Origin of the sequence: Psychrobacillus sp. FSL W7-1493 (assembly GCF_038004905.1) — a bacterium.
GTDB lineage: Bacteria > Bacillota > Bacilli > Bacillales_A > Planococcaceae > Psychrobacillus.
On the sequence record NZ_JBBOSB010000001.1, the window covers coordinates 1,228,569 to 1,248,872 of the forward strand.

At 37.6% G+C, this 20,304-nt stretch carries 19 protein-coding genes and 1 riboswitch; of the genes, 18 read left to right on the forward strand and 1 reads right to left on the reverse strand.

Annotation, left to right across the window (positions count from 1 at the left end; genetic code table 11):
* Nucleotides 1-71: 71 nt before the first annotated feature.
* The 17 genes from MKX96_RS06175 to MKX96_RS06255 all read left to right on the forward strand — a co-directional run bounded on the left by MKX96_RS06175 (nt 72) and on the right by MKX96_RS06255 (nt 18,310).
* The gene (locus MKX96_RS06175; RefSeq protein ID WP_251556208.1) at nt 72-1,097 is read left to right on the forward strand and encodes a methionine ABC transporter ATP-binding protein; all 1,026 of its coding nucleotides are present in this window, start codon (nt 72-74) and stop codon (nt 1,095-1,097) included.
* Nucleotides 1,090-1,758 carry a methionine ABC transporter permease gene (locus MKX96_RS06180; RefSeq protein WP_251556207.1) on the forward strand — a complete coding sequence of 223 codons (669 nt, stop codon included), beginning with the start codon at nt 1,090-1,092 and terminating at the stop codon, nt 1,756-1,758. The genes MKX96_RS06175 and MKX96_RS06180 overlap by 8 nt, the downstream gene beginning before the upstream one ends.
* Before the next feature lie 13 nt (nt 1,759-1,771).
* Complete coding sequence (locus MKX96_RS06185; protein ID WP_340882824.1) at nt 1,772-2,575, forward strand: MetQ/NlpA family ABC transporter substrate-binding protein; 804 nt, start codon at nt 1,772-1,774, stop codon at nt 2,573-2,575.
* 734 nt (nt 2,576-3,309) lie between these two features.
* Nucleotides 3,310-4,263, forward strand: a complete 954-nt coding sequence (locus MKX96_RS06190) for a nuclease-related domain-containing protein (protein ID WP_340882826.1) — start codon at nt 3,310-3,312, stop codon at nt 4,261-4,263.
* An 802-nt stretch (nt 4,264-5,065) separates the two neighbouring features.
* On the forward strand, nt 5,066-5,845 hold the full coding sequence (gene sufC, locus MKX96_RS06195; RefSeq protein WP_169359629.1) for a Fe-S cluster assembly ATPase SufC: 780 nt from the start codon (nt 5,066-5,068) through the stop codon (nt 5,843-5,845).
* Nucleotides 5,846-5,862: 17 nt separating this feature from the next.
* On the forward strand, nt 5,863-7,170 hold the full coding sequence (gene sufD / locus MKX96_RS06200) for a Fe-S cluster assembly protein SufD (RefSeq protein ID WP_340882828.1): 1,308 nt from the start codon (nt 5,863-5,865) through the stop codon (nt 7,168-7,170).
* Nucleotides 7,170-8,402, forward strand: coding sequence for a cysteine desulfurase (locus MKX96_RS06205; protein ID WP_340882829.1), 1,233 nt, complete (start codon nt 7,170-7,172; stop codon nt 8,400-8,402). Before sufD ends, MKX96_RS06205 begins: the two co-directional genes overlap by 1 nt.
* The gene (gene sufU / locus MKX96_RS06210) at nt 8,392-8,826 is read left to right on the forward strand and encodes a Fe-S cluster assembly sulfur transfer protein SufU (RefSeq protein ID WP_169359632.1); all 435 of its coding nucleotides are present in this window, start codon (nt 8,392-8,394) and stop codon (nt 8,824-8,826) included. Before MKX96_RS06205 ends, sufU begins: the two co-directional genes overlap by 11 nt.
* Before the next feature lie 21 nt (nt 8,827-8,847).
* Nucleotides 8,848-10,245: a Fe-S cluster assembly protein SufB gene (gene sufB, locus MKX96_RS06215; protein ID WP_340882833.1), complete on the forward strand. Its 1,398-nt coding sequence runs from the start codon at nt 8,848-8,850 to the stop codon at nt 10,243-10,245.
* A 231-nt stretch (nt 10,246-10,476) separates the two neighbouring features.
* Nucleotides 10,477-10,782 (forward strand): hypothetical protein, encoded by a 306-nt coding sequence (locus MKX96_RS06220; RefSeq protein ID WP_340882835.1) that lies wholly within the window; start codon nt 10,477-10,479, stop codon nt 10,780-10,782.
* Nucleotides 10,783-11,136: 354 nt separating this feature from the next.
* Entirely contained in the window at nt 11,137-11,988 is an 852-nt protein-coding gene (locus MKX96_RS06225) for a DUF72 domain-containing protein (RefSeq protein ID WP_340882837.1), read from the forward strand.
* Nucleotides 11,989-12,807: a sulfite exporter TauE/SafE family protein gene (locus MKX96_RS06230; protein ID WP_169359636.1), complete on the forward strand. Its 819-nt coding sequence runs from the start codon at nt 11,989-11,991 to the stop codon at nt 12,805-12,807.
* Nucleotides 12,808-12,839: 32 nt separating this feature from the next.
* Nucleotides 12,840-14,222, forward strand: coding sequence for a bifunctional metallophosphatase/5'-nucleotidase (locus MKX96_RS06235; RefSeq protein ID WP_340882840.1), 1,383 nt, complete (start codon nt 12,840-12,842; stop codon nt 14,220-14,222).
* 42 nt (nt 14,223-14,264) lie between these two features.
* Nucleotides 14,265-15,035 carry a sporulation protein YunB gene (gene yunB / locus MKX96_RS06240; RefSeq protein ID WP_285841733.1) on the forward strand — a complete coding sequence of 257 codons (771 nt, stop codon included), beginning with the start codon at nt 14,265-14,267 and terminating at the stop codon, nt 15,033-15,035.
* A gap of 50 nt (nt 15,036-15,085) precedes the next feature.
* A riboswitch (Lysine riboswitch) is annotated at nt 15,086-15,270 on the forward strand.
* Nucleotides 15,271-15,358: 88 nt separating this feature from the next.
* Entirely contained in the window at nt 15,359-16,930 is a 1,572-nt protein-coding gene (locus MKX96_RS06245) for a Na+/H+ antiporter NhaC family protein (protein ID WP_340882844.1), read from the forward strand.
* A gap of 69 nt (nt 16,931-16,999) precedes the next feature.
* On the forward strand, nt 17,000-17,947 hold the full coding sequence (lipA, locus tag MKX96_RS06250; RefSeq protein WP_340882846.1) for a lipoyl synthase: 948 nt from the start codon (nt 17,000-17,002) through the stop codon (nt 17,945-17,947).
* Between the two features lie 21 nt (nt 17,948-17,968).
* Nucleotides 17,969-18,310, forward strand: a complete 342-nt coding sequence (locus MKX96_RS06255; RefSeq protein ID WP_340885892.1) for a YutD family protein — start codon at nt 17,969-17,971, stop codon at nt 18,308-18,310.
* 99 nt (nt 18,311-18,409) lie between these two features.
* Here MKX96_RS06255 and MKX96_RS06260 read toward each other — a convergent pair whose 3' ends face one another.
* Nucleotides 18,410-19,423 (reverse strand): hypothetical protein, encoded by a 1,014-nt coding sequence (locus MKX96_RS06260; RefSeq protein ID WP_340882847.1) that lies wholly within the window; start codon nt 19,421-19,423, stop codon nt 18,410-18,412.
* A 477-nt stretch (nt 19,424-19,900) separates the two neighbouring features.
* Here MKX96_RS06260 and MKX96_RS06265 point away from each other — a divergent pair, with 477 nt between their 5' ends.
* Complete coding sequence (locus MKX96_RS06265; RefSeq protein WP_340885894.1) at nt 19,901-20,224, forward strand: DUF5412 family protein; 324 nt, start codon at nt 19,901-19,903, stop codon at nt 20,222-20,224.
* Nucleotides 20,225-20,304: the final 80 nt, after the last annotated feature.

Sequence of the window (20,304 nt, forward strand, 5' to 3'; positions counted from 1 at the left end):
AATAGATAACATACACCCCTTCTGCTCTTTTGCAGAAGGGTTTTTTTATTAGGAAAGGTGGTCAGATTTACTTGATTAGTTTAAAAGACGTTTCGAAAAGATTTATTACAAAGCAAGGAGAAATCGTTGCAGTAGATAGTGTAAATCTGGACATACAGCGTGGAGAAATTTTCGGGATTATTGGATACAGCGGAGCGGGCAAGAGTACGCTAATACGTTTGTTGAATGGGCTAGAAAAGCCATCTGACGGTCATATTACAGTGAATGGCCAGGAAATTACATCTATTAATGAGGACAAGCTTCGAAGCTTTCGTCAAAAAGTAAGCATGATCTTCCAGCATTTCAATTTACTATGGTCGCGAACAGTCGCTGAAAATATAGCATTCCCATTAGAAATTGCAGGAGTTCCAAAGGAAAAAAGAAAAGCTAGAGTAGAGGAGCTTTTAAGCCTTGTTGGATTGGAAGGAAGAGGAGACTCTTACCCATCTCAATTATCTGGAGGACAAAAGCAACGCGTAGGAATTGCAAGAGCGTTGGCTAATGGTCCAGAGGTATTGCTTTGTGATGAGGCAACATCAGCTCTTGACCCTGAAACAACCGACTCCATTTTAGACTTGCTCGTAAGCATTAATGAAAAACTCGGATTAACCATTGTATTAATCACACATGAGATGCAAGTTATTCAAAAGATCTGTAACCGAGTAGCAGTTATGGAAAATGGGCAAGTTGTAGAAGAGGGAGATGTGCTTGAGGTATTCCAAAAGCCACAACAGCCTATAACAAAGCGTTTCGTTTCTCAAATTTCTGATTCTAAAGAGCCAATTCAAACCATTCAAAATCTAGTTAAGCTTTATCCAAACGGCAAGCTAGTTAAGCTCGTTTTCGTTGGAGATACTACAGAGCAACCAATTCTTTCAAGATTAATCAAACAGTTCGATTTAGAAGTAAACATCGTGCAAGGAAATATATCACACACGAAAAGTGGAGCGTTCGGGACACTAATCCTTCAAATAGATGGAAATGAACAAGCAGTGGAAGAGGCAATTGAATTTATCCACGCGCAAAAAGTTAAAACTGAGGTGATCAACAATGATTGAATCGTTATTTCCAAATGTTGATTGGCCTAAAATGTGGGAAGCCACTATAGAAACCCTTTATATGACTGCAATTTCTACAGTCCTAACAGCAATCTTTGGACTAATATTAGGACTATTATTATTTTTGACAAGTCCACACCAAGCATGGGCAAATAAAATAGCAAACTGGTTGACCAGTGGAGTAGTCAATATTTTCCGTTCTATACCGTTTATTATTTTAATCATTTTATTGATACCATTTACAACGTTGTTGACGGGATCGATGCGTGGTCCGAATGCGGCCATCCCTGCATTAGTAATTGGAGCTGCTCCATTTTATGCCCGTATGGTTTTAATCGCACTACGAGAAATCGACAAGGGTGTTTTAGAGGCAGCTAAATCGATGGGTGCTAAAACCTCTACAATTATTTGGAAGGTTTTATTGCCAGAATCGATGCCCGCCTTAGTATCTGGTATTACCGTAACCTGTATTTCACTAGTTGGGTACACAGCGATGGCAGGTATTATTGGAGCTGGAGGACTTGGAAATCTAGCATTTCAAGATGGATTCCAACGTAGTCGCGAGGATGTAACGTTTATAGCTACTATTTTAATATTAATCATCGTCTTTATTCTACAATGGATTGGCGATATTATTACTACAAAAATTGATAAAAGATAGGGAGAGATTGAGTATGAAAAAATTATTGGCTGGGGTTTTATTATCTGTTAGTGCATTAACACTTGCTGCATGTGGCGATGAGGATAGCGACAAATTAGTTGTTGGTGCCTCTAACGTACCGCACGCAGAAATTTTAGAGCAGGTAGTGCCTATATTAGAAGAACAAGGCATTGAGCTACAAATTGAGACGTACCAAGATTATATACTACCAAATAAAGACCTAGATTCTGGTGACCTAGATGCCAATTACTTTCAACATGCTCCTTATCTAGAATCACAAATGAATGATTTCGACTATGATTTCGTAAATGCTGGTGGCATCCATATCGAGCCGATTGGTCTTTATTCTAAAAAATATGATTCTATTGAAGAGCTTCCTGAAGGAGCAACTATTTTAATGAGTAATTCGGTTGCTGACCATGGTCGTGTACTAGCAATGCTAGAAGCAGAAGGGCTAATTACGCTTGCTGAGGGAATAGATAAAACAAAAGCAGAAATTGATGACATTATAGACAACCCGAAAAACCTAGAATTCGATCCAAACTACGAAGCTGCTTTAATGGTTCAGCTATATGAAAACAATGAAGGCGACGCATTGCTAATCAACTCCAACTACGCAATCGACGCTGGCTTAAACCCACTAGAGGATGCAATCGCAATTGAAGACTCAGAATCTCCATACGTAAACCTAGTAGCGGTAAACGCAGGTGACGAAAAAGACGAGCGCATCAAAGCACTAGTAGAAGCACTACAATCCCAAGAAATTCAAGAGTTCATCTTAAATGAATGGGGCGGAGCAGTAGTTCCAGTGAAATAATTCTTGTTGGATGAGTTATTGAAGCAAGCACCTGGTGTGCTTGCTTTTTTTGTGGGGTGATAGAAGTGTCAGTTAAGGAGGGGGGAAGTGCCCGTAACGTGAGGATCGCCCGTTAACTAGTGGAAAGTGTCCCATAAAGTGTTTAAAAGAGCCCATAAACCAGTTGAAACTGACCCATAAATGAAAGAAAAGCGCCCGTAAACGTGAGTATCGCCCATAAACTAGCGGAAATGTCCCATAAAGTGTTTAAAAGCGCCCATAAACCAATTGAAACTGACCCATAAATGAAAGAAAAGCGCCCATAAACGTGAGAAGCGCCCGTTAACTAGTGGAAAGTGTCCCATAAAGTGTTTAAAAGAGCCCATAAACCAGTTGAAACTGACCCATAAATGAAAGAAAAGCGCCCATAAACGTGAGTATCGCCCATAAACTAGCGGAAACTGTTCCATAAAGTGTTTAAAAGCGCCCATAAACCGGTAGAAACTGACCCATAAATGAAAGAAAAGCGACCGTAAACGTGAGTATCGCCCGTAAACTAGTGGAAAGTGTCCCATAAAGTGTTTAAAAGCGCCCATAAACTAGTTGGAACTGATCACTCAATCGAACCCTTAAAAAAGCTACATATACCCTCTTAAATGTTTCATCACAAATAAAAAGATTTACAGGTTTAATTACCAAATTAATGGTATCTTTCTTAACTTAATTTTGCTAATCTAAAATTGAGGTGATGACTATTGATTATCAAAAAATATGCGGAATCGGAACAACTGAAAGCAATGAGATTATTATTGAATAGACTACCTTTGAGGCACCCGTTTTATCCCAAGCTAGCCACAGAAATACAGACAACTATGGCAGGTGATTATGGAGAGGAAGTGGTTTATAGGGAGTTAGAAAGGATGCGTTTACCTTATAATTATTTTTTATTACATAAGGTAATGCTGCGTACGGAAAAATTATTTGAAATTGATTTTCTATTACTAACCCCGTTTGGTGCAGTTATTCTTGAAATAAAAAACATTATAGGGTCGCTCGAATTTAAAGTGAATCCTTCACAATTAATACAAACTAAAGATAATGGGGAGATTAAAAAGTACCCTTGCCCCGTTAATCAGTTAAATGAGTATTCCTATTTATTGTCTAATTTCTTTTCACATCATAATCTTTCTATACCAGTCTTCGGAGCTATAGTTTTTGCCTCTAAAAATAGCTATGTTAAAACTACAAACAATGATACGACCATTCTTTATAAGAATGAGGTCTATTCGTTCCTTCGAAATCTCCAAAATAAATCTACGATAGTACCCGTACCCGTTTCTAAACTTAATCAGGTAAAAAATCTGATTTTAAAACATAATTCCCCATATGAATTCTTTCCCTTAACGAAACATTATTCAATAGAAGTAAGTGATTTAATCTCAGGCGTAGCTTGTGAAGGCTGTGGACAGGTAGGTATGAATAAAATTAAAAATATTTGGTATTGTACAAGCTGTCAGTATGCTGACAAATATGCTTCGCTAAAATCACTTCAGCATTATTTTTGGCTATATGATGACATTCTTACAAATAAAGCTTGTAGAAAATTTTTACTCTTAGACAGTCGCTATGAGGTGAAGAGGCTATTAAGGAAAGCAAACCTCTTAAAATTAGGAAAATATAAAACTACACAGTATAAAAGGAAGAATTAACTTACGAGCACAAAACTTTTTTAAAATGATTCATTTCTCCCCTTTTTCATTTCACCTAAATTATTACCAATTAAATAAGCTTACAATTATCGAAAACGATCAGCTGGAAGCTAATCCCTCTCAGGCGCATGAGGGTGGGATTTAAAATAGGAGACTGGCTTTGATTTTACGCCGAGATGTTACGTGAAATGAAAAACATGATTCGTGTGACATATGTATCAATTCAATATTTGCGAAAGGAATTTTCAGAATAAAAAGGATGTTTGAACTTAACATGAGGTGGTATGTAGTGTAGTATAGAAAACATTAAAAAGGAAAGGAATGATTCATTATCAGTTCGGGAGAGTTACCCTATACAGAACAGATGGACCACGCATTCAGAGGAGTACATGGTTTCGGTTACGATGAATTAAGAAATAGTCAAACATTGAGAGCAAAAGTTGAGAAACGTCGTCAGGCAGATCACGAAAAAAGTATGCAGCTTGCAGCTAAGCTCGATGCTCGTGCTTTCCGAGGTTAATTTAAATAGAAGACAAAAATCCATGCAGTCTAGGCTGCGTGGATTTTTTAGTTAACACTATCACCGTAGTGATATGCATTCTCAATTAGAGTTATCTTATTGAAAATGATAGTGTCATAAAGTACCATGCGGATGAACCTAATTTTTCTCTTATAATTGTTATATATTATCAATAAGAAAGTGTTTCAAAAGATTTGCAAGGGACTTCAGTTTGAGTTAAGATTAGAATGATAATAAATTAGAATGGTTATACATTTCTAGTTACTTAATGGAGGTTATTAAATGTCGACTTTAGTTATTAAGGATTTACACGTCGCTATCGACGGTAAAGAGATCTTAAAAGGTGTTAATTTATCCCTTAACACAAATGAAATTCACGCTATCATGGGTCCAAACGGTACTGGTAAGTCTACTTTGGCTTCAGCTATCATGGGTCATCCTAAATATGAAGTTACTTCTGGTTCAGTTGAATTAGATGGTGAAGACGTATTAGAAATGGAAGTGGACGAGCGTGCTCAAGCTGGTTTGTTCCTTGCAATGCAATATCCAAGTGAAATCACTGGAGTAACTAATGCAGACTTCTTGCGTTCAGCTATTAATTCTCGTCGTGAAGAAGGCGATGAAATTTCTCTTATGAAATTCATCCGCGAATTAGACAGCAAGATGGAATTCCTAGAAATGGATCTTGATATGGCACAACGTTATTTAAATGAAGGATTCTCAGGTGGAGAGAAAAAACGTAACGAGATTCTTCAATTAATGATGCTTAAGCCTAAATTTGCTATTTTAGATGAAATTGACTCTGGTCTAGATATCGATGCACTTAAAGTTGTATCTAAAGGGATCAATGAAATGCGTGGAGAAGGCTTTGGTAGCTTAATCATCACTCACTACCAACGTTTACTTAACTACATCACTCCAGACCATGTGCATGTAATGATGCAAGGGCGCGTTGTTAAATCTGGCGGTCCTGAGCTAGCTCAAAAATTAGAAGCTCAAGGTTATGACTGGATTAAAGAAGAATTAGGAATTGAAGACGAGACAGTTGGACAAGAAGCATAAGAAAGGGGACGCATGACATGACGGTTGAAACGAAATTGGCATTAACCGAACAGGATATTCGCTCCTTTTCAGAAGGTCACCAAGAACCAAGCTGGATGACGGAACTTCGTCTTGCTGCTTTAGGTCAAGTGGAAACACTTCCAATGCCAACACCAGACAAAACTAAAATTACAAATTGGAATTTCACTGAATTTCCTGCTCATACTGTAGAAAGCACTACATTCTCTTCATTGGATGAACTTCCTGAAGAAGTGAAGGCGCTTGTTCATTCAGATGAGCAAAAAAATATTTATATTCAACACAACAATACACCCGCTTATCTATCTGTAACAGATAATTTAAAAGCACAAGGTGTGATCATTACTGATATTTATACTGCTGCACGCGAACATGGCGAGCTATTACAAAAATATTTCATGACAGATGGCGTTAAAGTTAATGAACACAAATTAACTGCACTTCATGCTGCATTATTAAACGGTGGAGTATTTGTATACGTACCGAAAAATGTTGTAATTGAAGAACCTGTTCAAGTTATTTATCTACATGACAACGAAACTGCTTCTTTATTCAACCACACATTGCTTGTGGCGGATGAAAACAGTTCAGTGACTTATGTGGAAAACTATTTGTCTACAGTTGAACATTCAAACGGTTTAGCTAACATTATTTCTGAAGTAATTGTGAAGGATAATGCAAAAGTTACTTTCGGTACAGTAGACGTTCTTGCAGAAGGATTTACTACTTATGTTAACCGTCGTGGAGTAACTAGCCGTGATGCTGTAATTGAATGGGCTCTTGGAATGATGAACGATAGTGATACTATTTCTGAAAATGTTACTCATTTAGTTGGGGACAATTCAGAAGGTCATGTAAAAATGGTTGTTGTAGGTCGTGGAACTCAAAAACAAAACTTTACAACAAAAGTTATTCACTGGGGTAAACATACGGAAGGACAAATCCTTAAACATGGTGTTATGAAGGATGCTGCATCTTCTATCTTCAACGGTGTTGGTAAAATTGAATTTGGTGCTACAAAAGCTAACGCTGAACAAGAATCTCGTGTTCTAATGTTAAGCGAAAAAGCTCGCGGAGATGCTAACCCAATTTTATTAATCGACGAGGACGATGTAACAGCAGGTCATGCTGCATCTGTTGGTCGCGTTGACCCACTTCAGCTGTACTACTTGATGAGTCGTGGTATTTCTAAACAAAATGCAGAGCGTCTAGTAATTCATGGATTCCTTGCACCAGTAGTAAATGAACTACCAATCGAAGGCGTGAAGAAACAGCTGACGGAGGTAATTGAAAGGAAAGTTCGCTAATGCTCAATATAAAAGAGATTCGAAGCTATTTTCCAATTCTTAATCAAGAAGTTAATGGTCATCCACTTGTATATTTAGATAGCGGAGCTACTTCTCAAAAGCCCACTCAAGTCATTGAGGCTATTAGAAAGTACTACGAGTTTGATAACTCCAACGTTCACCGTGGTGTGCATACACTTGGTAACCGAGCTACGGAAAGTTATGAAGGTGCCCGTGAAAAGGTTCGTAACTTTATCAATGCTAAATCAACGAAGGAAGTAATCTTCACTCGTGGTACTACTACGGCAATTAATACAGTGGCACAAAGCTACGGTCTTGCAAACGTAAAAGAAGGCGACGAAATTGTTATCACGTATATGGAGCATCACTCTAACATTATTCCTTGGCAGCAATTGGCGAAGATAACGGGAGCGACGCTTAAATATATCGACTTAGAAGAAGATGGTACATTATCTTTGGAAAAAGTTCGTGAAACAATTACAGAAAAGACTAAGATTGTATCTGTCGTATACGTTTCTAATGTATTAGGCACGATGAATCCTATTAAAGAAATTACTCAAATCGCCCATGACCATGGAGCTGTAATGGTAGTGGACGGTGCACAGGCTGCTCCTCACTTGAAGCTCGATGTACAAGCGTTAGATTGTGATTTTCTAGCCTTTTCTGGGCACAAAATGTGTGGTCCAACCGGTATCGGTGTTCTTTACGGGAAAGAGGCTTTACTTGATGCAATGGAGCCAATTGAATTTGGTGGAGAAATGATTGACTTTGTAGGCTTACAAGAGTCTACATGGAAGGAGCTACCTTGGAAATTTGAAGGTGGGACACCAATCATTGCCGGAGCAATCGGTTTAGCTGCTGCTATAGATTTTCTTGAAGAAATCGGTTTATCTGAAATCGAAAAACATGAGCATGAGCTAGCTGCCTATGCTATGGAAAAAATGTATACAATCGAAGGCTTAACAATCTACGGACCTCAAGATCCTTTGAAGCGAGCTGGAATTGTTACCTTTAATTTAGATGAAGTACATCCTCACGATGTCGCAACAGTCCTTGATATGAATGGTATTGCTATTCGTGCAGGACATCACTGTGCGCAGCCACTTATGAAGTGGTTAAAAGCTACTGCAACTGCTAGAGCAAGCTTCTACATTTATAACTCTGAAGAGGATGTAGATCTTCTCGTTGCCGGCTTACGCACTGCTAAGGAGTATTTTGGAGATGTCTTCTAATTTAGATCAATTATATCGACAAGTAATTATGGATCATTACAAAAATCCTCGCAATAAAGGTAGTATTGAGGATGGCGCATTGACAATAGACATGAATAACCCTACCTGTGGAGATCGTATCCACTTGACTATTCAAGTGGAGGATGGCGTTGTACAAAACGCAAAATTCGATGGTGAAGGATGTTCTATTTCTATGTCTTCTGCATCTATGATGACGCAAGCGATCAAAGGTAAAAATATAGATGAAGCGCTAAAGCTTTCCCAAATCTTTTCTGACATGATGCTTGGAAAGGAATATGACGATTCTATTGACCTCGGAGATATCGAGGCTTTAAACGGCGTATCTAAATTTCCAGCACGTATCAAATGTGCAACTCTTGCATGGAAAGCAATGGAAAAAGGCGTTTCAGAAGAAAAGAAATAAAATCAGAACGGAGGAAATACGATGGCAAAAAAAATGCCTGAAATTGGTGATTACAAATATGGCTTCCACGATAAAGACGTATCCATTTTCCGTTCAAAACGTGGTTTAACGAAAGATATCGTTGAAGAAATTTCCCGTATGAAGAATGAACCACAATGGATGTTAGACTATCGCTTAAAAGCATTAGAAATTTTCTACTCTAAGCCAATGCCACAATGGGGCGGAGATTTAGAACCATTAAATTTTGATGAAATCACATATTATGTAAAACCATCTGAACAAACAGAAAAATCTTGGGATGAAGTACCAGAAGAAATAAAAGCTACTTTTGATAAATTAGGTATTCCTGAAGCAGAACAAAAATACCTTGCCGGTGTTTCTGCACAGTATGAATCAGAGGTTGTTTACCATAACATGAAACAAGAGCTTGAAGACTTGGGAATCGTATTTAAAGATACTGACTCTGCTCTTCGTGAAAACGAAGACCTTTTCAAAAAACACTTTGGTACAGTAATCCCTTCTTCTGACAACAAATTTTCTGCACTTAACTCAGCAGTATGGTCAGGCGGATCATTTATCTATGTACCACCTGGCATAAAAGTGGATACTCCACTTCAAGCATACTTCCGTATTAACTCAGAAAACATGGGTCAATTCGAACGTACACTGATCATTGTAGATGAGGGTGCTTCTGTACATTATGTTGAAGGATGTACAGCTCCTGTTTACACAACTAACTCACTTCACAGTGCAGTAGTTGAAATTATCATCAAAAAAGATGCTTATTGCCGTTACACTACTATCCAAAACTGGGCAAACAACGTATATAACTTAGTTACAAAACGTGCTGTTTGTGATGCTAACGCAACGATGGAATGGATTGATGGTAACATTGGTTCTAAGCTTACAATGAAATATCCAGCAGTTATCCTTAAAGGTGAAGGCGCACGTGGAATGACACTTTCTATCGCTATCGCTGGTAAAGGACAACACCAAGATGCTGGTGCTAAAATGATGCATTTAGCTCCAAATACTTCTTCTACTATTGTTTCGAAATCTATTTCTAAACAAGGTGGTAAAGTAACATACCGCGGAATCGTTCACTTTGGACGTAAAGCAACGGGAGCACGTGCTAACATTGAATGTGATACTTTAATCATGGATAATCAGTCTACTTCTGATACAATTCCATACAACGAAATCTTGAACGATAATATTTCTCTAGAGCATGAAGCGAAAGTTTCTAAAGTGTCAGAGGAACAATTATTCTACTTGATGAGTCGTGGACTTAGCGAAGAAGAAGCAACTGAAATGATCGTAATGGGCTTCATCGAGCCATTCACAAAAGAACTTCCAATGGAATATGCAGTAGAAATGAACCGTCTTATCAAGTTTGAGATGGAAGGTTCTATCGGTTAATAAATTCAATAATCAAGTCGTTCCAATTTTGTGCGACTTGATTATCTTAGAGAAGGCGAACTTTATAGTTCGTCTTCTTTTTTTGGGCTATATTAACCGTGAAAATTTAAAATGCATATGAACTGGGAAATGTATCACCAAGCTCATTTTAATTTGGTGTAATTTAACTTGTGTTATCTTTATTAATATAGGTATAGTAACTATAAAATAAGTAGTATTGGAGAAATTAATATGAAAAACTTTGAAAGTTATTCTTTCACTAGACTAATACGTAATACAAATTTCGAGTTTTTCTTCATTCTAGGAATTAATAACTCTGCTGACTTTAGCATCTATGTTGATCAAAGAGCTAGAGAAGTTTTAGGCTACTTAATCCCATATAAAGATTTAGAACTAGATAAAAATGTTAACTTGATATATTTAGTTGGGAATGGGACCAACGATGACCAGAATACTATTAGGTACGCGCAACAATTTGCCATGGATATGACAACTCAAGCGGTTTTTTATGAGGAAGATTTTAAAAAACTAATATAAATCCGAGGGTTGTTTCAAGACCTTATATCGATTTTGTAAAAGAAATAATTGGTAATGACATACCACATTCTATTATAGGTGAAGAATGAGATATTTTATTTATCTTTTTCTCCACTTTATCAAACAGTTCAAGCAATACGCGCAACTCTTCAGCTCGAAACTGCAACACTTACTCAGAATAGCGCAACAGTTGGAGTAATAATCGCAACACTTACAGAGAAAAATGCAACACTTTTAGATTATCTGCAACACTTTATTTTCCCGCAACACATAAACACTTTCCATCAACTCGTTTTTTTGTCTGTTTGATGAGGGAAATGATATGATAAATAGTAATAGCAAAGAGGTGGTTTGATGATAAAAATTGGGTTAACTGGTTGGGGGGATCATCCAGATCTTTATGTTTCTTCGCCTAGGGAGAAGCTGCAGGATTATAGTGCGCATTTTCCGATTGTCGAGTTGGATGCATCGTTTTATGCGATTCAACCGCAGCGAAATATAGAAAAGTGGATTCGTGAGACGCCTGATAATTTTCAGTTTATCGTGAAAGCCTATCAAGGGATGACAGGGCATTTGAGAGGGGAGAATCCGTTTAAGTCTCCAGAGGAAATGTTTGAAAGCTATCGTCAGATGCTTGGGCCGCTTAAGGATGCGGGGAAGCTTGCGATGGTGCTTGTTCAGTTTCCACCTTGGTTTGAGTGTGAGAAGGATAATGTGCAGTATATGAGAAGAATTCGAGAGGAGCTAAAGGATTTTGAGGTGGTCATTGAGTTTCGCCACCAGTCCTGGTATCTTCCGGAGTATAAAGATTCGACTCTTCAATTTTTAAAGGATAATAATTTTCATCATAGTGTCTGCGATGAGCCACAAAATGGAGAAGGTAGCATACCTGTAGTGCCGGTTGCTACTTCTGATAAAGTGTTGGTCCGTCTTCATGGGAGAAACTTTTATGGGTGGAAGAATCCAGGAAACAACGAAAAGTGGAGAGAAGTCCGCTATTTATATGATTATAATGAGCAGGAGCTTGCTTATATTCAGTCAGTTTGTGAGGTTTTATCTAAGCAAGCTTCCGAAGTGCTTGTTGTATTCAATAATAACTCTGGTGGTCATGCTGCTAAAAATGCTAAAGCCTTTCAGCAAATGCTTAACATAGAGTTTGATGGACTTGCGCCTAAGCAATTAAATCTTTTTGAAGGAGATTTTTAAATGGAGTGGTTTTTATTAGTGCTTAGCGGTCTTTTTTCAGGGACTATCGGTGCCTTAGTAGGACTGGGCGGTGGGGTAATTTTAGTGCCTGCTGTACTTTTCCTTGGTACTACACTTGATTTAATCCCGAATATTACGCCGCAAAGTGTCGTAGGTTTATCTGTTGTTATGATGATTTTTATTGGTCTGTCTTCTACTCTTTCTTATATGAAGTCTAAGACGGTGGATTTTAAAAGTGGATTTATATTTTTTATAGGAAGTATACCGGGAACCATTTTAGGTGCTTGGGTAAACAAAGGATTAGATCTCCCTTCGTTTAACCTATACTTTGGTATATTGCTTGTCATTTTATCCGTTCTTTTACTAGTTCGTAAATATTTGAAGCCAGTGCAATGGTTTGTAAAGCATGGCAAGAAGCGTACCTTTGAGGATGGGGAAAATACATATGTATATGGATATCCAGTCTGGTTTGCACTAGCTTTAACCTTTTTTATAGGTTTTGCCTCTGGATTATTTGGAATCGGTGGAGGTTCGATGATTGTGCCTGCCATGATTCTATTGTTTCTGTTTCCTCCTCATGTGGCGGTGGGAACTTCAATGTTTATGGTATTTTTATCGTCCATTGTCAACTCTGCAACGCATATATCTTTAGGAAACGTACCATGGCTATATACGATACCTGTCATCCCTGCTGCATATATTGGAGCAAAGATTGGTGCTAAGCTGAATAAAAAGCTAAACTCAGAAACGCTTGTTACAGCACTTCGAATAGTACTGCTATTGCTAGGAATAAGATCTATTATAGATGGGCTATTTTAATAAAGGCGAGCGATAGCCCGAATAAAAAAGAGGTGAGAAAGCTGAGAGAGACTATTCATATTTATCATACAAATGATTTGCATAGTCATTTAGAAAATTGGCCGTCTATTCATCACTTTCTCTCTGAAAGACGTAAAGAGCACGCAAGCGATGCCTCTCTTACTTTAGATATCGGCGATCACGTGGATCGTTCGAATATATACACGGAGGGAACGCTTGGGAAGGGAAACGTGAAGCTCTTAAATGATGCCCAATATGATTATGCCACGATTGGAAACAATGAAGGAATCACATTGAGTCACGAAGAATTGGATTCGTTATATGAACAGGCCAAGTTCGAGGTCATAGTTTCCAATTTTACGGATTTGGAAGGGAATATCCCTAGGTGGGTGAAGCCTTATAAAATTCATCAGACGGCCTCTGGAATTCGAATTGGGATTATAGCTGCTACTGCGGATTATAGTGTTTATTATGAAAAGCTGGGGTGGAGATTGCAGGATCCTCTTCCTAGACTGCAGGCCGTTGCAGATCAGATTTCACCTCATGTCGATGTCCTTATTTGTATGTCTCATTTAGGAAAGTCTAAGGATGAAGAGCTATGTGAGCTGATACCCTCTCTGGACCTAATTTTAGGCGCTCACACGCATCATTTGTTCGAGGACGGGAAAATGTTTGGGAATACATTGCAGGCCGCTACAGGGAAATTTGGGATGTATGTGGGATATGTGAATCTAGAGTACGATCATTCCTTGAAACGTGTTGTTTCTAAAAAAGCAGTTGTATTTCCTACATCTGAGCTGCCTGCCCCTAAAAATGCAGGGCACACAAGGAAAGAGTGGGAGAAAATTGGAAAAGAACAGCTATCTTATGCTGTTTTTACGAGTAATTCAATCTTAGAGAAAGAATGGTTCAACCATTCGGGTTTAGCGAATTTCTTTGGCAAGGCATTGCTTTCCTATACAAATGCGGATTGTGCCATGTTCCCAGCAGGGATTTTCCTGACGGATTTGCCTAAAGGGCCAGTAACTGCTTGGAATTTACATCAATGTCTGCCACATCCCATCAATCCATGTATTGTAACACTAAGTGGGGCAGAGCTACTTGAGGTAATTGAGCTTGCCAAAAATGACAAATGGCCAAATTTAGAAGTAAAGGGTCTCGGTTTCCGAGGAAAATATTTGGGCGCCATTTTGTATGAACGGATTGAAGAAGATGTAGATGGAAAACCACTCATTAAAGGGGAGCCGTTAATGTTAAACGAAACGTACCGGCTGGCGACGCTAGACATGTTTACATTTGGATTTTTCTTTCCTTCTTTTAAGACCGCGAAGAAACAATATATTATGCCGGAAACTATACGAGATGTTGTAAAATGGTATGGAATAAAGGAACAACAAGATAAGTGTAGGGCATAATAGACCTCCTCGTTACATAAAAGTAATGAGGAGGTTTTTTCGTTGTTTTATCGCAAAAAGAAGAAGCGTTTCATATTTTTTAGCACTCAACGCAAATTAGCCATCTTTTTAACATGCTTTTTATTGTCAGTGGCTTGGGTATTTTATTATATAAATGCGCAACTTACTCCCACTTATTTACAATATGCTGAGGTGCAAACTAACAAGATTGCCTCTATGGTAATAAGTAAGGCGATTAACTCGCGTACGGCAAATGTTCTAGATGTAAACGATATTATTGAAGAGGTTCCTTCAGATAGCAAAAATATGGTCACAACCAAATTCAATACAGAAATTATTAACCGAGTGCTATCTGATACAAATAGTTTGGTTCAATCTCATCTAGAGCAAGCGGAGCAGGGGAATCTTTCTAGTCTTCCATACTTGGATGATATTGAGTATGATAAGCAAACAATGGAGGATCAAGGCGGGGTTGTATTCTTTGTTCCGATGGGGCAGGCTACGAATATTCCTTTAATAGGAAACCTTGGTCCGAAAATACCTATTCGATTCCATGTGATCGGAAACGTTCAGTCAAATGTGGTGCCCACTATTACCGAGTTCGGTATTAATAATGCGTATGTTGAAATTAGTATCCATATTAAGGTGAATGTACAAATCATCGTCCCGCTTGCTAGTAAAATGAGTGTAGTGGAACAGAATATACCGGTAGCCATGGGTCTAGTACAAGGGCAGGTTCCACACATTTATACAGGTGGGGATGGGTCGGCTGCTCCATCGGTGGAGGTACCTATACCGTTACCGGAAGATTAAAAAAACTTCATTTTTCTTAAATTACTGTTAGAATAGATAAAAATGAATAATAAATAGGTAGAGGCCGCATTACTTAATAGTATGTTACGGAAGGGTGACTCCAACGATCGTAATAGAAAGGAAGTTGTGCCGAAACTAAGTATGTCTAGTCAATGGCTGCTTAGTTGGGGTTATTTTGAACAAGAATAACACTGTCATTTATATGGGGACATATAGATGGGGAGCTACAAAAGTGAAACAAAGTGTTATAACTAAAATTTCATGTATAAGCCAACCTATAAAATACTATAGGTTGGCTTTTCTATTTTTAAGGAGGAACAGTTTTGGAGAATACAATTTTTTCGTTAGTGCCACCGTTATTGGCAATCATCATGGTTTTAGTGACTAAAAGGGTTTTGTTATCCTTAGGAGCAGGTATTCTCTCTGCAGCCTTACTAGTAGAGGGATTTAGCCCTGTTGGATCTTTGTTAATGTTATGGAATTCCTTTAAAAGCTCCTTCTGGGACGGGGGATTAAATGTATATAATATTTATATTTTATTGTTCATTCTCTTGTTAGGTGTAGTAACAGCTTTTGTCAGCCTGTCGGGAGGAAGCACGGCTTTCGCTAATTGGGCGATTAAGCGGATTAAAACGAAAAGAGGATCTAGACTATTAACAGCCTTTTTAGGAATTATTATTTTTGTGGATGATTATTTCAATGCATTAGCAGTAGGGCAAATCGCAAGGCCAATTACGGACTCGCATAAGGTTTCTCGTGCAAAGCTAGCTTATTTCATAGATTCTACATCGGCACCTATATGTGTGATCTCACCAGTTTCTAGCTGGGGAGCATTCTTAATTAGCCAGCTAGGTGTTATCTTTACAACACATGCTGTGACAGAATATACTCCGTTAGAAGCTTTTATTACAATGGCACCAATGAATTTCTATGTTATAGCTACTATAGCGATGGTGTTCTTTGCCGCATGGACAGATTTTGATCTGTTTGAAATGAAAAAGCATGAAAAACGTGCGAAGGAAACAGGAGTATTATTTGATCCAAATAAAACAAACCCGGGAGATATGGAAGGAGATTTTCCAGACAATCAGTATGGAAAAGTTTTCGATTTATTGCTTCCAATAATCTCTTTAGTAGTGGTAACGTTGGGATTGATGTTCTGGACAGGTTATCAGTTGTCTGGAGGAATTTTAGATATTTTTGTAATCTTTGAAAACACAGATGTTCCTTTATCCTTATTTATAGGTGGATTGGTAGCAAGTATTTTATCCTTCCTGTTGTACGCGCGCCAATTCAAGGTGAACCCAGATGCTAATATGCGCTACGTGTGGAAGGCGTTACGTACAGGTGTTCAATCTATGCTCCCTGCCATTATGATTCTTGTATTCGCTTGGGCATTGTCTTACCTCATTACAGCTTTAGAAACAGGTGCATTTCTTGCAACGATTGTTACAGAAAACAATGTTCCCGTTGGAATCATACCAGTACTACTGTTTGTGCTGACTGCCTTCATGGCTTTCGCTACAGGTTCTTCATGGGGATCGTTTGGTATCTTGCTTCCTATTGGTGCAAGTATTATCATGGCGATTGATCCGCAGTTACTGTTACCAGTATTAGCTGCTGTATTAGCAGGTGCAGTATTTGGAGACCACTGTTCTCCAATTTCGGACACTACTATTATGTCAGCTACAGGAGCTGGAGTTAATGTTATTGATCATGTAATGACACAGCTGCCTTACGCAATTATTAGTGCAATAATAGCTGCAATCGGATACTTAGTATTAGGATTGACAGGCTCTGTCATGATAGGATTAATAACAGTAGTAGGAATCCTCATTCTACTATTTGGGTTTTGGACCCTTAGTAATAAAAGCGGGAACAAGCATTCTATTTAGCTTTTTTAGAAGGTTGTTTGAATTCAAATAATATGGTACATTGACAACAGTGAAGTCAGATTATTTGAAATGGGGGATGGAATCGTGACATCATGTAAGCCACCAAAAGAACAACATGAGCGTAAGCCTGAATGGCTCAAAATAAAGCTAAATACGAATGATGATTATAAAGGCTTAAAAAAACTAATGCGCGAAAATAATTTAAATACTGTGTGTGAAGAGGCAAAATGTCCTAATATTCATGAGTGCTGGGGATCTCGTCGAACTGCAACATTTATGATTTTAGGGGCAGTTTGTACAAGAGCATGTCGTTTCTGTGCAGTAAAAACTGGCCTTCCAAATGAACTAGATTTAGCGGAGCCAGAACGTGTGGCAGATTCAGTTGTTATTATGAATCTTAAGCATGCTGTAGTAACGGCTGTAGCAAGGGATGACTTAAAAGATGGCGGCTCAGAGGTTTTTGCAGAAACAATCCGTGCAATTCGAAGAAAAAATCCTTTTACTACAATTGAAGTTCTTCCATCGGATATGGGGGGGATTGAGCAAAACATCCGTAACATTATGGATGCGAAGCCAGATATCTTAAACCATAATATTGAAACGGTACGCCGATTAACTCCAAGAGTTAGAGCACGTGCACAATATGACCGTTCTTTAGAATTATTAAAGCGTGCGAAGGAAATGCAGCCAAGCATTCCTACGAAGTCATCGTTAATGCTAGGTTTAGGGGAAACATTTGAAGAAATCATTGAGGTTATGGATGATTTACGTGCAAACAACGTTGATATTATGACAATTGGTCAATATTTGCAGCCTACGAAAAAACATTTAAAGGTACAAAAATATTATTCTCCAGCTGAGTTTGGAGAATTGCGTAAGATAGCAATGAGTAAGGGCTTTTCACATTGTGAGGCAGGCCCACTTGTTAGAAGTAGCTATCATGCAGATGAGCAAGTAAATGCTGCTGCGAAGCAAAGACAGCAACAAGGTGAGGAATTACTAGCTGTTCAAGAGTAATAGCTAATGGATGGTGAATGTATGATAATAGCAGAAGGCTTCACTTATGAAGTAATAGAAGATTACCGAGATGCGTTTAAAGAGGAAGCTTTTTTGGAGCGTTACAGTGAGATTTTAACAAAGTACGATTATATTATGGGAGACTGGGGATATGGTCAGCTTCGCCTAAAAGGATTTTTCGAGGATCGTAACCAAAAGGCAACATTCGATACGAAAATTAGTACGATGAAGGATTATTTGTACGAGTATTGCAATTTTGGCTGTGCTTATTTCCTCGTTAAAAAAACAGGTGTAGCTCCAAAACCAGTTACTCTAGAGCTTGTAAAAGATAAAAAAGAAAACCTTGAGCAGGATCAGTTATGATCTAGCTCAAGGTTTTTTTCTAATAAACATCAAATTACAAGAAAGAAGTGTTCTGACTTTCTGCTGACAAGCTACTAGAGACAGTAATAGAGTAAGCCATCAAGACTCAGTTTCAACGCTATCTTTAAGAATAAGATCAACTTTGTCAACTTTTTCTACAATGTCTGGATGTATTTGATTCTCTTCTTTTAAGATTACATTAGTGGTATCTATTTCCTTGAATATAACTTGTATTGATTTTAATAGATTCATCTGATCAGCTGTTGGTGGATCGTTGTTAATTTGGTAAAGTAAGTCGATTATGTCTGCTAAAGAGACACTTAGCTCTGGATTCAGATTAGTGGTCATCTCCAATAATCTCTGAGCATTACTAATATCGGCTAGCATCGGACCAATGGCCAGCCGTCTTTTTTCATCATCTAGAAGATTATTCTCGTTTTCTTCTTGAATAAAGGCTGATTTAGTAGTAAAAGCCATGTCTATCAATTGAAATGCTTCCTGAAAAAAAGCATAGGATGCCGTCTGATTATAATGATTATTACTATTTTCTTTCTTATAAAAGGTTTCTTTAAAATATAATTGTTCGTCTTTATCAAATATAAAACGCTGTACTGTTCTATCCGAGTGCTGCGCTTTAATCATGACGATTAATGGTTTTTTTTCAAAAATTATTGTACTAAAATCTATATAGCCCAATTGAACATATTCATCAAAAAGAGGATAGGTTTTCTCACCATCTTTTACTACTAATAACCACCTCTGCCCATCGTCCCATGCATAATCTCCATTTTCCATTTTTCCTGCATCCACATGCAATTCGATTATTTCATCTTCTCCATCTTCATCGATGTCGATTGTAGCCGTTTTATAAAGCGCATATGGATACTTATCAATGTCTTTTGTAAGAATCGTTGCATGATCTCTATTCATTTCCTCATTCATCGCTAACTCCAGTGCATTTTTTTCCTCCTCTAGATTGTCCTTTTCTATTGAAAGTTGTTCCAGTTGTTTTTTTAGCTCATTAATCTCTTGAGTCTGATCTGAGTCTGACTGGTCAGTACAACCGACAAGTATACCTATAAAGCAAGCGATTACTAGCAAAAGCCCTCTCATTTAATTATTTCCCCCTATATAGCAGTAATAAATATTAATTCTCTATTCTCTTGGTTATACCTCTTTCAATAACCTAATTGAATGAAAAAAATGATTTCCGCTCTTATGAGAATGCTAACGATCCAACACAATATGTTGTGCCGCCAATTAACCTTTAAAACGTCTATGTTTGGAAATATTTAGTGTGTTAAAATGTTATTAGAGAGATAGTAATGGCTATTAAAATACTTTTGAGTCAAAAGAAGATTAGAATTAACTATATGTAACCGTGCTTAGGTGGAAATATACGACTCATTATTAATGAGGTTGGTGCTCAATATTGAACAATACGCTTTTTAACCTATTCGTTTTTATAGGACTGGGTACAACCCTTTTTACTATTGTGCTTTTAATCGCACTCATTTCAATTAAATACATTCGCAAGAAATCAAAAGGCTTTCCTCAAAAAGTATTTGTTTCTATGAGTATTTTTTAGGCATAATATCGGCTGTTTTTTGGAGTAGTTGGATGGTTAATCCTAATTTCTTACCTCAAGGACATCCTGGTCAAACCGTACACTCTCCAAATGGCGATTTTAAAGCGCAGGTATATCATATGTCTGGATTTATAGATTATAAAAATGTGAGAGTAGACATAATTAACAATGAAACGAAAAAGAAAGAAATGATTTATTATAACTATGTAGATAAATCATTAGACATTATGTGGGTAGGGGATGACACTTTAAAGATTGAAGAAAAATATTTACAGGTTGATAAGGATAAATTTAATTACAGAACAGAATACAGGGGACTTGAATAAACGGTACGAGATGTAGTAAATAAGTAAAATGAAGGGGAAATAACATACATATAATTGAAATGGTATGAAAATCAGAATTT

Excerpts from the sequence above, each read along its gene's own strand:
- MKX96_RS06205 (WP_340882829.1), top strand. The coding sequence starts at position 7,170 with ATGCTCAATATAAAAGAGATTCGAAGCTATTTTCCAATTCTTAATCAA.
- MKX96_RS06260 (WP_340882847.1), bottom strand. The coding sequence starts at position 19,423 with ATGAGAGGGCTTTTGCTAGTAATCGCTTGCTTTATAGGTATACTTGTC.
- sufB (WP_340882833.1), top strand. The coding sequence starts at position 8,848 with ATGGCAAAAAAAATGCCTGAAATTGGTGATTACAAATATGGCTTCCAC.
- lipA (WP_340882846.1), top strand. The coding sequence starts at position 17,000 with ATGGGGGATGGAATCGTGACATCATGTAAGCCACCAAAAGAACAACAT.
- MKX96_RS06255 (WP_340885892.1), top strand. The coding sequence starts at position 17,969 with ATGATAATAGCAGAAGGCTTCACTTATGAAGTAATAGAAGATTACCGA.
- MKX96_RS06225 (WP_340882837.1), top strand. The coding sequence starts at position 11,137 with ATGATAAAAATTGGGTTAACTGGTTGGGGGGATCATCCAGATCTTTAT.
- MKX96_RS06180 (WP_251556207.1), top strand. The coding sequence starts at position 1,090 with ATGATTGAATCGTTATTTCCAAATGTTGATTGGCCTAAAATGTGGGAA.
- MKX96_RS06185 (WP_340882824.1), top strand. The coding sequence starts at position 1,772 with ATGAAAAAATTATTGGCTGGGGTTTTATTATCTGTTAGTGCATTAACA.
- MKX96_RS06230 (WP_169359636.1), top strand. The coding sequence starts at position 11,989 with ATGGAGTGGTTTTTATTAGTGCTTAGCGGTCTTTTTTCAGGGACTATC.
- sufU (WP_169359632.1), top strand. The coding sequence starts at position 8,392 with ATGTCTTCTAATTTAGATCAATTATATCGACAAGTAATTATGGATCAT.
- MKX96_RS06220 (WP_340882835.1), top strand. The coding sequence starts at position 10,477 with ATGAAAAACTTTGAAAGTTATTCTTTCACTAGACTAATACGTAATACA.
- sufC (WP_169359629.1), top strand. The coding sequence starts at position 5,066 with ATGTCGACTTTAGTTATTAAGGATTTACACGTCGCTATCGACGGTAAA.
- sufD (WP_340882828.1), top strand. The coding sequence starts at position 5,863 with ATGACGGTTGAAACGAAATTGGCATTAACCGAACAGGATATTCGCTCC.